Source organism: Melioribacter sulfuriphilus (assembly GCF_051488685.1).
In the GTDB taxonomy this organism is placed as follows: domain Bacteria; phylum Bacteroidota; class Ignavibacteria; order Ignavibacteriales; family Melioribacteraceae; genus Melioribacter.
In genome coordinates this window covers 37,269-50,664 of record NZ_JBPSEH010000007.1, presented here as the reverse complement: position 1 = coordinate 50,664, position 13,396 = coordinate 37,269, and the positions used below count along the sequence as shown (strand labels likewise).

The window sequence follows — 13,396 nt, the reverse complement described above, 5'->3', positions numbered from 1 at the left end:
CCATTATATTTCTGTTAGGAATAATTTACTTATAGAAATTATTACGGAGACCACAAGAACGAACAGGTTAATTTTTATAAACGCTTCTTTGAATAATACTTTTTTTGTGCCAATAGTTTTATTGTATAAGAAGGATTTAAGCATACATCTTGTATCGAAAATAAGCCAGCCACTGAGTAATAGAAAAGCTATAAAAGTGTAAATTCTGAAATTGACAGAATAGAAAGGAATAAATAAGCTGCTAACAGCAAGTGCTACAATCCAGACATAAGTTATTCTGCCTAACTGAGACTCGGAAAAGTTTGTCGTAAGTACAGGGAAACCTGCTTTTTCGTAATCTTTGCTATAAAGCAGTAATAGAAGCCAGAAATGTGGAATTTGCCAGATAAAGAAAAACAGAGCAAGCGACAAAATTTGCAAATCGATGGGGCTACCACCTGCGGCAGTATAACCAATAACAGGAGGGATTGCTCCTATAAGCGAACCTGGAATTATTGCCAGAGCATTTACCCGTTTCAAAGGTGTGTATATAATGTTATACCAAATCAACGCAATGAATGAAAAAATCAATGCGGTTAAGTTTGCGCTGTAAAAAATTATTATTCCAGCTGCGATTATCAAGAGGATTGCAATAGTACTGGCAGCTTGAACCGAAATTCTTCCTGAGGGCAGAGGTCTTCCTTTTGTCCTGTCCATCAATTTATCTTTTTCCCTCTCCTGAATTTCGTTAATAATCGATGAACCGCAAGCCATTAAAAATACACCGAATGTAACTATTAACATTTGCCAGCTAATTGTTTCAGCATAAAGGATATACCCGACTGAAGTGGACATCGCGACAAAAGCAGTTATCCTGACCTTTGCCAGTTCAAAAAATACTTCCCACATATTTTTCAAACTGGCAATTACTAATGTTTTCATATCAGTCAATCCGTAAGATAATCCTGCCATATACTACTTACTTTCTTCCGATGATTGATTATTGTACCACTTTTCAAAATTGGATTTTTCCATTGCAACAACTTTAGTATACATCATCGAATGGTTTAATCCGCAATACTCAGCGCATGCGACGTCGTAATTCCCTGGTTTTATTGCCGTAAAAGAGAGGTAGTTAATTTTATTTGGTATCGCATCTTCCTTGATTCGGAAAGCTGGAATATAAAATGAATGATTTACATCCATCGATTTTAATTTCAGAACAATTGGCTCGTTAACAGGTACATAGAGTGTATCTGACCGTAGTCCATTCTTATAATTAAATTCCCACGCCCACATTCTTGCCGTGACATCAACCTCAAAAGCATTTTCAGGTATTTTTCTAATTTCACTGAATCCAGTATATCCGTAATAGAACATCGACAGAACAATAATAGTAGGAATGGCAATCCAAACAATTTCAAGCCAGATGTTCCCGTGAATATCAACCGGCTTACTTCCTTTTTTTCTGTTATACTTGATAACAAAATAAATCATTGTAATTGTAATGCCGAGAAGAAGAACAACTGAAATCCCGACAATATATAACATTACAAAATCAACAGTTTCCGTATGTACTGACGGTACAGGCGACATGTTTTAACCTCAACGATAAATGAAATCGAAAAATGTTAACACAAAAATTACCAGTAATGTAAATCCACTAAGACCCAGAAATACCTTAAATATTGGTTCGTCGAATTTTATGTGCATAAAAATATTAATTACTAATGTCGATTTAATTGCAGCGATGAACATTGCAATCAGTAATGTATAATCACCTAAATGGATACCGGCAATTGATACAGTAATAGTAGTCAGAGCCAGCAGGGAAATCCATACTAAAATATAAGTGTTGTAACCAATTATATGTTTTTTGTTTTCCATTTCGATGCCTCACTGTATGAGATAAAAAAGCGGAAAAAGAAAAATCCAGATTAAGTCAACCAGATGCCAGTAAAGACCTGCATTTTCAAGTTTGTTATAATTTTCGTGGGTTATGTTATTTCTTATAAGAAAATAGAGCATAAACATCAAAACTACAACACCAATTATAACATGAAGCCCATGTAACCCAGTCATAACATAATAAAGACCGAAGAAGAGAATTTGACCGTTAGGTCTTCCCAACAATTCTTCGGAACCGGGGAAAATACCATGGTCTATTTTTGCCATCCACTCAAAATATTTATTTACCATAAACATTAATGCAAAGACAATTGTCATAGTTAACATCAGTATCGATAAGAATTTATTTTTTTTCTGAATAGCAGCAATTGAAAGCGCAACAGTAAGACTGCTGGTAAGTAGAATTACAGTATTGAGTGTACCTATACCAGTGTTAAGTTCCATAGCCGCCAAACGAAACTGTTCAGAATATTGATATCGATAGACTGCATAAGCTAGGAACATACCTCCAAATAAAAGTACCTCTGTAAAGAGAAAGAGCCACATGCCCATTTTAGCACCCACATCGTCACGGTGGACGTGCTCTACTGAATGGTTATATTCGTTGCCTACAATGGTGTTATGATTCATTCTTCATCTCCTTGAGCTGGCTGAAATCGTAAGGTTCATGTGTAATGGTTGGGATTTCCTTAAAATTTTCCAGTGGCGGAGGAGAAGGAATATGCCATTCAAGAGTAACACCGCCCCATGGATTTGCCGTAGCTTTTGGACCTTTTCGTAAAGAGTAGATTAAATTTCCAGCCATTAAAAAGATTGCAAGTGCAAGAATCCATGAACCGACAGTTGAGATTTCCTGTAAAGTAGCAAATTGCGGCAGATAATCGTAATATCTTCTTGGCATTCCCATATATCCCATAATAAATTTTGTAAAATAGAGCATGTTGAATCCAATAAAGAAAAGCAAGACAGCTATATTTGCGACTTTTTTGAAATACATTTTACCAAACATTTTTGGGAACCAGTAATGAAGGGCAGCAAAAAAGATTGTACCCGTTCCTCCGAACATTACATAGTGAAAATGAGCTACCACAAAATAAGTATCGTGTAAATGAACATCTGTTGCCAGAGAACCAAGAACCAAGCCAGTCAATCCTCCTATCGAGAAAAGAAAGATGAACGCCATGACCCACAGGAATGGAGTCTGAGGATCGATTGAACCTTTATACATTGTTGCAACCCAGTTAAAAACTTTTACACCGCTTGGAAGTGCTACAATAAAAGTAAGAAGAGAGAAGACCCAACGAGCCGTGTCGCTCATACCGCTTGTAAACATGTGGTGTGCCCAAACGAGATAACCGACAAATGCAATTGCCAGCGACGATATCGCTATTGCCTTGTAGCCAAAAATGGTACGCCGTGAAAATGTTGGAATTATTTCGGAAACCACACCCATTGCAGGCAGTATCATAATATAAACAGCCGGATGCGAATAAATCCAGAATAGATGCTGATATAATATCGGGTCACCACCCCGTGCCGGGTCGAATATTCCCACTCCAAATGTGCGTTCTATAATTACTAATAGTATTGTAATTCCGATGACTGGAGTTGCAATAATCTGTATCCACGCAGTTGCATATGTAGCCCATACAAAAAGTGGCATTTTGAAAAAAGTCATTCCAGGAGCTCTCAGACGATGAACAGTTGTAATAAAATTAATTCCTGTTAATATTGAAGAAAATCCCAGTACAAACGCAGCTAATATTGCCATCGAAACATTAGTTGAACTTCTGACACTATATGGAATGTAAAATGTCCACCCCGTATCAATCGGTCCTCCAGGTAAGAACAAAGAAATAAAGACAAGAATTGCGCCAACAACGTAGACATAATATGAAAGTAAATTCAATCGAGGGAATGCCACATCGCGTGCACCTATCTGGATAGGCAGGAAGAAGTTTCCAAATATGGCTGGTAAACCTGGAACAATAAAAAGAAAAATCATTATTACGCCGTGAAGAGTAAAGAGTGTATTATAAGTTTGTGCATCCACTATAGTCTTGCCAGGTGCAATCAGCTCCAGCCTCATCAATATTCCAATTATCACACCTACGAGAAAGAAAAACGAAATGGTGTATAAATACATCAAACCGATTCTTTTATGATCGGTTGTCAACAGCCAGGACAAAATTCCAGAATATCTATTTGTGCTCTGCTGATAAAAATTCTTCTCTTCTATTGCAATTACTCCGTTTGCCATGTTACTTTACTCCGTTGTCTTACTTCTTTTTTTAAATAATAGTATAACCGCAAATAGTCCTACTCCCAGCAGCATAACTGTACCGACAATTCTCGTTATGTTTAATGTATACGAGCGTCCTTCAGGGTCATAGCTATAACAGAACTGAAGTACTTTAGTTATAGTCGGATTGGCTTTGCCTGCTTTTGCTTCTAACATTGCCATTTTAACATCGAAAGGATTGAACGTAACTCCGAATAAATAACGTGTAATCTTCCCTTCAGGTGAAAGAGCAATAACAGTTGCAGGGTGAACATATTGATTATCTTTTGTAGGCTTATAGTAAAAACCTGCAGCATCTGTAACTTTTTTGATGTTAATGCTATCCCCCGTTAAAAAAATCCAATCTTCTGGTGCAATTTTCTTTTTAATCGAATTCAGGTAATTTACTTTCCACTTTGCTGCAACTGTAGGATTTTCTCGGTGGTCAAAACTGAGCGAAATTATTTTGTAATCTCTGCCAGGAATTAAGTCCATTTTATCGATTGTCCATGCTAATTCGTTAAGCATTGGACTACATATACCGGGACATTCATAATAGACTAATGCCAGAAGTACAGGTTTGTCAATCAGACTTTTTAGGTTGACACTATCTCCTTTCGATGTAACAAACCAGGTATCTTCTGGTATATATTTGCCGAGCTGTTCGTCAACTCCAATTTCCACATGCTTTTGTGCAGAAGCAGAACCGGCAACTAATACAATTGTGAAGAATATATTTAAAAGCAACTTTACCATTTTATCAACTCATCGATTTTAAGTAATCATAAATCTTTTTCAAGTCGTCTTCACCTACTTTCCCAATTCCGGGTTTTAATCCAATCGAGAGCGGGTAGTTATTTATAATTGTCTTGAATTTTTCATATGAAATATTCCTGTCCGATAAAAATAGATAAACCAGTTTATTCAGGTCAGATGCTTGTTCAACGATCATTTCAGCAATATAATTATTCGTTTTTGAGTCTTTTATTCTTTTTGCTAATTGCGTAGTTCTATCGACGAATGTTTGATTCTCTTTAGAGAGAATATCAATAGCTTTGCTTACAGGAATTTTATTCGGGATTTCGATGCCAGCTGTTACCTTATAAATGTTATCGATATTATTTAATTCTTCGTCTGTTACGGGTGGAAATTCTGAAAAAGTTCGGATATAATGGATAATTGCAAATCTATCTTCAGGCGGAAGGTATTCGTATGCTGCCATTCCGTTTTTAATTATCCCCTCCTGCAATGTCTTATACATCATATCGATTGTTCGGCCGTTTGTCCAGCCATCTTTCTGATGGAAATTACGAGGTTTCGGATTAAGGGCTACACCTGCTGGACCGTCACCACGACCTTCGGATCCGTGGCACGATTGACAATTAGCGTCATAAAGTTCTTTGCCACGCGCTATCAATTCATCCGAAGGCGATTTGACTTTGTTCAGATCGACTGCCGGCATTATTCCACCCTTTGTCTCAACAATCTCTTTTTTTACAATAGTGCTGTCTTTAAGTCCAGCTGGCATTTCGTTAAACGAAATATTTATTAGATTCTGACCGAAATAAATCCCACCGATTAAAAGAATCAATAAGAAATAAGGGAAGAACCAACCGAACAAACGCACAGGATTTTTCAGAAGTTCTCTGAATTTAAGTTCGTCTTCAAATTTTATCTTTTTTTCCATAACTATAATCTGAAATCTATTCCACGTTTTAATTTCGGGTCGCCTATTGCGACCATGTTGTGCTTATTTGCCATGAAACTGAAAATTGAAATTAACAGACCAGCTGCAAGTATTATAAATCCAATCTCTATCCAGCCAAAAACAAAACCGTGTTTTGAATATGTTGGCATAACCATCCAGTATAGATCGTAATAGTGTGCAAACAATATAATAAACGACATAATTACTAATCGTTTCGGATCTTTTTTAGAAGGCTGCGAAAGAAGACCAAAATAAGGTATTACAAACTTTATAAAAATCAGTCCTATACTAATAAACTTCCAGCTACCCTCCCATCTTGCCAGGAACCAAAAAGTTTCTTCAGGCAAATTTGCATACCAGATCAACAGGTACTGTGAAAAAGCAATATATGCCCAGAAGTTTGTAAAGGCAAATAGTAAAGCTCCCAAACTGTAATAATTATCCTTCGAAATGCCTTTTACCAGATAGCCTTTTTCAGATAATAATATTATTGCAATTGTAGCGGTTGCTAATCCTGCAAGGACAGAACCTGAGAAATAATAGACGCCGAAGATAGTCGAAAACCAGTGCGGTTCTAAGCTCATCAGCCAGTCAATTGCAGTAAACGTAATTGTAATTGCGAAGAATGGCATAAATGCAGCTGATAATCGTGTATTTGCTTTTGTTAATTTTTGATCTTTTGTCTGGTCCTGCTTTAAAGAATTTCGAGTAAAAAGAAAATAGAACAGCCACCAGATTGCAATAAAAGCAGCCACTCTTATAATAAAAAATTCAACATTGAGATATGGGGCTTTACTTTTCAAAAGTTCGTCCATTTTCACAACTTCTGGATGCATCCAGTGAAACAACTGTTCCATATTTGCAAGTACGGGCAAAGCAATAAATGGAACGAGCAGGATTGAAGCAGCCACAAACTCAACAATTCTTCTAAATGGTACGCTCCAAACTGCACCTGAAAGGTATTCTGTTCCAATAAAAAACAGAGCTCCCATACCTACACTTATAATGAATGTCAACAAGATAATATTATTAAATGCGCTTCTTTGCAGGTCAGTTAAATATCCGAAAAGAGAGAGTAGAATTCCTGCCACCAGCAGAATATATCCCGTTCTGGTAATCTTAGACGGTACATATTTTTTCTGATAAACTATATCCATAATTTTTCCGAATTTTTTACTCAATTTAGATCAGCATCTCTGGCATTCAAAGCTTTTTGCAACGCTCTGATATAATTTATAACCGCCCATCTTTCTTCTTCGTTCAATTGTGTTGAATAGGACGGCATAGCGTTTTGACCTTCTGTAATAACATGGAAAATTCTACCGTCACTCCAGTTCCTTACTTTTTCTGAATGAAGCGAAGGTGGATTAGGAAATTGACCTCGTAATCTGCTGTCTCCCTCTGCATGATAACCATGACAGGGACTACAATAAATGTCATACTTCTTTTCGCCGAGTTTAAGAACTTTCATCGACATAGGGAGAGGATTTATTAATTTTTCAGCTGCCTCTTCAGGCATATTTTTATAAGGATAAAATGCCTCGCCTCTTGCGACCACCCCTTCGACAGGGGTTCTCATTCCAAACCCGTCGGCGAAAATTGCACTCGTCGATTGAGGCGTTAATTTTTCCTGCTCCATCATCCAGTTAAATGGTACCATATACAATAATTTATTGAGCGTAAAATATGTTGCGCCCGATGTAATTATAGCGGTAGCAAACAAAAACATGATAAATTTGGGCTCAAACAATCTCGGTTTGTATGCAACTTCATTTTCGTCATAAAATATTGGAATGATTTCTTTTGCACCTATCGAAAGGAGGAAACTATTTACTTCCTCTTCATTAAATTTTTCATCCTCTGCTTGAATAAACAAACCATATTTATCGGATGAAACTTGCTTCATGTAGCTGGTGCCATGCAGTGGATGAGCATTGTTCGGAAGTTTGAAAAAGATAAAGAGCATTGTAAGCACTGTTGCAATTGAAGCCGAAAGGACAGTCACCTCGAAAATTACCGGCACGTATGCGGGAAAAGAAAAGAGCGGTTTCCCACCAATCATAATCGGATAGTCGACGGCGGAAATCCAGTACATCAATAGTAATGCTGTCAATGCTCCTGAAAGTCCAACGACAAGAGCAACATATCCAAGCTTCGACGGCGGCAATTTCATGGCTTCTGGCATTCCGTGAATTGGATACGGAGAATGAACGTCGTATTTTTTATAGCCTGTTTCGGCTGCCTTTTCTGCTGCATTAATTATATCATCAGGATTATCAAACAGTGCTGCATATCCGTATAAAATTTTATCTTTCATCTATCAATGCTCCTTATGAGAAGGTTGAGAACCATCGACAACCGCTTTTACTTCTGCGATTGAAACGACTGGCAGGGCTTTCGTAAAGAGTAATATCCAGGTAAAAAAGAATCCAAAGCTTCCAATTAAGATCATAAAGTCAACCAAACTCGGTGTAAAATACTGCCAGCTCGAAGGCAAATAATCTCTCGACAAAGATGTAACAACAATTACAAATCGCTCAAACCACATGCCGATATTTACAAAAACAGCTATAACAAACATCACTGGAATAGTTCTTCTTATTTTTTTGAACCAGAATAATTGAGGTGCCAGAACATTACATGATACCATAATCCAGTAAGCCCATGCGTAAGGTCCAAAAGCTCTATTTATAAACGTGAACTGTTCAGGCTGAACTCCGCTGTACCATGCAATAAAAAACTCCATCGAATATGCATACCCGACCATCGAACCTGTAAGCAAAATTATTTTATTCATTCTTTCGAGTGTATCAATTGTAATAATATGCTCGTAATTGAAAATTTTTCTGACGAAGATCAGAACGTTCTGAACCATAGCAAAACCAGAGAAAACCGCACCGGCTACGAAATATGGCGGGAATATTGTAGTATGCCAGCCGGGTAAAATCGATACCGCAAAGTCGAAACTTACGATCGTGTGAACAGAGAGGACAAGTGGCGTAGCAAATCCGGCTAAAATTAAATAAACCATTTCGTAATGCTGCCAATGCCGGTTTGAAAATCTCCAACCAAGACTAAATATTGAATAAACTATTTTTTTTATTTTATTCGAAGTCTTTTCTCTTAAAGTGGCAAAATCCGGGATTAAGCCTACGTACCAGAAAATTAAAGAGACAGTGAAATAAGTTGAGACTGCAAAGACATCCCAGAGGAGTGGTGAAGTAAAATTAACCCAGATTGAGTGTTGATTTGGATAAGGGAAGAGATACCCAGCCAGCCAGGGTCTTCCTGTATGGATAAGAGGAAAGATTCCTGCAGTCATTACGGCAAATATGGTCATCCCTTCTGCAAAGCGAGCAATTCCTGTACGCCATTTCTGCCTGAGCAAAAAAAGAATTGCCGAAATTAATGTGCCTGCATGACCAATACCAACCCAAAAAACGAAATTCACAATTCCAAATCCCCACGCTACTGGAATTTGATTGCCCCAGGTTCCAATACCGTAATAAAAAGTCATAAAGAGACCAATAACAAACAGTCCAAGCATCGACAGCGTAATTGAAAGAGCAATATAAAACTTTTTATCTGGTCTGGTCTCCAGCGGTTTTGAAATTAAGTCGTCAAGGGACCTGAGCGGCGGTCTTCCTTCTATAACCGAAACTTCATGCGTATAGTCGACTGAACTCACTGAATTTCCTCCGTATGGATATTCCTTATTTTTGCTAAATATGAAATATTCGGTTTGACATTCAATATTTCCAGCACATGGTATGCAAGTTCGTGCTTTCTTAATTTTGCGATTTCAGAATTCGGATCATTTACATTACCAAATACGATTGCCTCGGAAGGACATGCTTGTTGACAAGCTGTTTGAATATCCTTTCCGTAGAATTCCTCGCCTCTGGCTATTGCATCGGAACGCGCTTCCATTATTCTTTGAATACAGAAAGTACATTTTTCCATTACACCTCTGGAACGCACTGTTACTTCAGGATTATTGACCAGAGAAGTTAATTCGTTTTCGTAATATGAATCGGCGAAATGATCTCTGTAGTTATAAAAATTAAATCTTCTTACTTTATAAGGACAGTTATTTGAGCAATACCTTGTACCAACGCAACGATTGTATACCATCTGATTCAAGCCATCAGGGCTATGATTTGTTGCATTAACAGGACATACATTTTCGCACGGCGCATTGTCGCAATGTTGACATAACATAGGCTGATTACTTACAATTGGCTCATCTGGTGTTCCGGAATAGTACCTGTCAATTCGAATCCATTGCATTTCTCTCCCTTTTGCAACCTGATCTTTTCCAACAACAGGCACATTGTTCTCGACACTACACGATGCTACACATACATTACAACCTGTACATTTATTAAGATCGATTGCCATAGCCCATTTTACACCGTCGTATTTATACTCTTCGGTAATGTTAAAGAGTTCGTGTTTTTCTTCATGCAAGAAATGATGATTTTTTTGGTACTGAGGTAGCGTCCCTTCCTGAATAATTTTTCTGATACGATGAAAATCTTTTACAAATGTATCGTCAAGTGAATGATGTTCCTGAGTTGAAGCTAAAGTGTATTTACCTTCAGCTTTCTTAATACTCACCCCCGTCAGTATGAAAGGTGAATTGTTTGAATTTTTTGTAAGGAATACCAATGGATTAAACCCAATTCCTTCACCTACAACTCCCACACTTTTTCTGCCATAACCTGCTTCGATGTGAAAAGTATCGTCACTCATGCCAGGTTGAATAAATATTGGCAGCTTAAGGCTCGTACCATTGTACGCAACTTCTGCCATATCGTTCATATCAAGATTCATTTTCTTAGCTGTTGCAGGAGATATCGATAAATAATTGTCCCAGGTTACTTTTGTTACCGGATGAGGTAACTCCTGCAACCAGCCGTTGTTGGCATATCTTCCATCGCCTACGAAATAACTTTCGGTAATAATTAATGTGTATTCCCCCTCCAGAATTTTAGCCTTCATGAGCTCATCGAGAGAACGAGTGTTATATTCAGGTTTATCAAAAATTTCATTAAATTCGACAAATCCATCGTGGAGAGCTGCATACCAGAATGCTTTGAAATCTGATGCAGGTTTAATTTTGTTATAAATTTCTTCTCTGCACGTTTCAGCAATAAAATCGCGGTACCTGCTGTCATTAAATTTATCTTTTATTCCTTCCGTCCATCTTAAAAGGATAGCCTCCTTCTGGCGTGTATCAAATATTGGTGCAATAACTGGTTGTTGTAATCCATAAACACCCTTACGCACATAGAAATCGCCCCAGCTTTCGAATTGAGTACTTTCAGGTAGCACATAATTACTCAGATCTGCAGTTTCACTTTTTGTACTTGTAATTGTAATTACTGTCGGAACAGATTTCAGAGCTTCATAGTAACCATAATCTAAGGGCAGATGAAAAACAGGATTTGTATCTAAATGAATAACCACACCGACATTCCCTGCCTTCATTTTGTCACATAATTCCTGTATGTCATTCATTCCCGATAGAGGCAGTAAATTTACAAACGAATATTTAGAGTCATATAAATCTGTATTATCCAAAATTTCATTCAATAAATTCACAGCCAGATGGATTTCGACAGCTAAATTACTTCCTGCATAGACGATAGATTTACCTCTATTGCTGTCCAGATCATCGATCAGTAGTTTTACCTTCTCATTATTCTTAAACTCTGCGAGGTCAAATTTATTGAGATACGATTCGAAGTAGGGAGGTAATTTAATTTTACTCCCCTTTTTATAGAGATTATTTACCAATCCCATTAAAAATTTGAATTGTTTAGTTGGGCTCAATCTCAATCTGTAATCGGCCATCATTCCGGTTACACTCATTCTGCTTTCAGCTACATACAACCTGTTAAGTTTACCGGTATTAACGATATTTCTACCCTGCGAAAATTTTCTTGTATTCTCGATGTAATTACCTTCATTGCCCAAAAAGTCGCCTTCGATACTTAAAATCACATCTGCCTTTTCCCAGAGAATTGCTGGATATTCATTCGTGCCGTAAGTAATTTCCCATGCCTTTTGGCGTGTCGTTTCATTGAAAAGTTGATAAGAATAAATTTTAGTAACAGGATATCTATTTTTAAAATTTTCCAGAACTCTTAAAGTGGAAGGGGATTTAATACTTCCAACAAAAAGAGCAATTTCTTTATTTTCATCCGAAGCTTTTTTCAAAGCATCAACTATTTCCGAATCGACTCTATTCCAGCTCGATTTTTTTCTATTAATCAGTGGATACTGAAGTCTTTCGGGATCGTATAAATTGTAAATCGAAGCCTGACCTTTAGCACAAACTTTACCGCGATTAATTGGATGTTCTGGATTTCCGTCCACTTTTATTGGTCTTCCTTCTCTTGTCTTAATCAACAAGCCGCATGCATTTGAGCAGCCTGCGCAGGAAGACGCATAGTAGTTTGCCTTTCCGAGAAGAAGATATTCTGGCTTTTTGTTATAGGGAACAATTTCCCCTTTATCGCGATAATCCGTACACGCAGTTGTGCCTATAGCAGCCGTTGCAGAAACGAGTGCAAGAAATTTTCTGCGTGATAGTTTCGTTAATTTACTAAGTTCAAAATCGTCCGTAACTCCTTCCATAAATTCGTTCTCTTTAATCTTACGTATATCGTCACTATCGTTATAGTCTTTTAAGCTTTTCCAGAAATCTTTTTTGTTCATGATTGAAAACCTTATTTTACTCTTTTAACAGCGTCTTTATGAATACTTACTTCTATTTTATTTTTACGCATAAACTTTAATAACTTTTTAGGTAGCAGACCGGCAACTAATCCTGCCAACGACAAAATGCCGAACGTTTCAAAAAATTTTCTTCTTTTATAAATTTTTTCCATTTGCTCTCCATTTATCTATGACATGCATAGCAATTTTCCGGACCGTTGTTCACCACTTTAAGATATGGTAAATTTTCATGTGGATTTCGATGGCAATCAAGACAGGCCGCCATGGTAAACTGCCTTACCTGGGAAATTTTTTCCATCTGAGTAACATCTCCGTGACAGCTTTCGCATTGAATTCCTTTGTTAACATGTACGCTATGGTTGAAATAAGCGTAATCGGGTACTTTATGAATTCTTTTCCACGGAATTGGTTTGTTTTCTTCGTAGTATTTTGTGAGTTTAATTATTTCGGGACTATCCTTGCGGGCATAAGTGTGGCAATTCATACAAATATTGACCGAAGGAATAGAAGCATATCTTGATTTCTCGACGCTAATATGACAATACTGACAATCGATTGCCATATCGCCTGCGTGTAGTTTGTGCGAAAAGTTGATCGGTTGTTCGGGTTTGTACCCAAGTCCGTCCCGTTCAGGACGAGAAACGTAATAGGTAATGATAAATGTTGAAATAATTACAAATAATGTCAGAGGCAACCGAACTTTTAGAAGATAATCCAAATATTTTTTTTTCATCAATGTCTCTGAAAGTAATAAGATATTGAGTATATTTATC

Annotated in this window: 13 protein-coding genes; all 13 read right to left on the bottom strand. The window is 37.2% G+C overall.

The window, feature by feature from the left end; genetic code table 11:
- Window positions 1-3 precede the first annotated feature (3 nt).
- The 13 genes from ACSSV9_RS10305 to ACSSV9_RS10245 are packed head-to-tail and all read right to left on the bottom strand — an operon-like array spanning window position 4 to window position 13,356.
- Window positions 4-951: a protoheme IX farnesyltransferase gene (locus tag ACSSV9_RS10305; protein ID WP_437347174.1), complete on the bottom strand. Its 948-nt coding sequence runs from the start codon at window positions 949-951 to the stop codon at window positions 4-6.
- 3 nt (window positions 952-954) lie between these two features.
- A complete protein-coding gene (gene coxB, locus ACSSV9_RS10300) occupies window positions 955-1,575 on the bottom strand; it encodes a cytochrome c oxidase subunit II (protein ID WP_437347173.1) in 621 nt (206 codons plus the stop codon).
- 9 nt (window positions 1,576-1,584) lie between these two features.
- The gene (locus ACSSV9_RS10295; RefSeq protein WP_437347172.1) at window positions 1,585-1,866 is read right to left on the bottom strand and encodes a cytochrome C oxidase subunit IV family protein; all 282 of its coding nucleotides are present in this window, start codon (window positions 1,864-1,866) and stop codon (window positions 1,585-1,587) included.
- 9 nt (window positions 1,867-1,875) lie between these two features.
- The gene (locus ACSSV9_RS10290) at window positions 1,876-2,517 is read right to left on the bottom strand and encodes a cytochrome c oxidase subunit 3 family protein (protein WP_437347171.1); all 642 of its coding nucleotides are present in this window, start codon (window positions 2,515-2,517) and stop codon (window positions 1,876-1,878) included.
- The gene (gene ctaD / locus ACSSV9_RS10285) at window positions 2,507-4,147 is read right to left on the bottom strand and encodes a cytochrome c oxidase subunit I (protein WP_437347170.1); all 1,641 of its coding nucleotides are present in this window, start codon (window positions 4,145-4,147) and stop codon (window positions 2,507-2,509) included. Before ctaD ends, ACSSV9_RS10290 begins: the two co-directional genes overlap by 11 nt.
- 6 nt (window positions 4,148-4,153) lie before the next feature.
- The gene (locus ACSSV9_RS10280) at window positions 4,154-4,924 is read right to left on the bottom strand and encodes an SCO family protein (protein ID WP_437347169.1); all 771 of its coding nucleotides are present in this window, start codon (window positions 4,922-4,924) and stop codon (window positions 4,154-4,156) included.
- Between the two features lie 4 nt (window positions 4,925-4,928).
- Window positions 4,929-5,855: a c-type cytochrome gene (locus tag ACSSV9_RS10275; RefSeq protein WP_437347168.1), complete on the bottom strand. Its 927-nt coding sequence runs from the start codon at window positions 5,853-5,855 to the stop codon at window positions 4,929-4,931.
- A gap of 2 nt (window positions 5,856-5,857) precedes the next feature.
- Window positions 5,858-7,033, bottom strand: a complete 1,176-nt coding sequence (locus ACSSV9_RS10270) for a quinol:cytochrome C oxidoreductase (protein ID WP_437347167.1) — start codon at window positions 7,031-7,033, stop codon at window positions 5,858-5,860.
- A 20-nt stretch (window positions 7,034-7,053) separates the two neighbouring features.
- Window positions 7,054-8,193 (bottom strand): quinol:electron acceptor oxidoreductase subunit ActD, encoded by a 1,140-nt coding sequence (locus tag ACSSV9_RS10265; RefSeq protein WP_437347166.1) that lies wholly within the window; start codon window positions 8,191-8,193, stop codon window positions 7,054-7,056.
- Window positions 8,194-8,196: 3 nt separating this feature from the next.
- Window positions 8,197-9,564, bottom strand: a complete 1,368-nt coding sequence (gene nrfD, locus ACSSV9_RS10260) for an NrfD/PsrC family molybdoenzyme membrane anchor subunit (RefSeq protein WP_437347165.1) — start codon at window positions 9,562-9,564, stop codon at window positions 8,197-8,199.
- Complete coding sequence (locus ACSSV9_RS10255) at window positions 9,561-12,602, bottom strand: TAT-variant-translocated molybdopterin oxidoreductase (protein ID WP_437347164.1); 3,042 nt, start codon at window positions 12,600-12,602, stop codon at window positions 9,561-9,563. The genes nrfD and ACSSV9_RS10255 overlap by 4 nt, the downstream gene beginning before the upstream one ends.
- Before the next feature lie 11 nt (window positions 12,603-12,613).
- On the bottom strand, window positions 12,614-12,775 hold the full coding sequence (locus ACSSV9_RS10250; protein WP_437347163.1) for a hypothetical protein: 162 nt from the start codon (window positions 12,773-12,775) through the stop codon (window positions 12,614-12,616).
- Between the two features lie 11 nt (window positions 12,776-12,786).
- Window positions 12,787-13,356 (bottom strand): cytochrome c3 family protein, encoded by a 570-nt coding sequence (locus ACSSV9_RS10245; RefSeq protein ID WP_437347162.1) that lies wholly within the window; start codon window positions 13,354-13,356, stop codon window positions 12,787-12,789.
- Window positions 13,357-13,396: the final 40 nt, after the last annotated feature.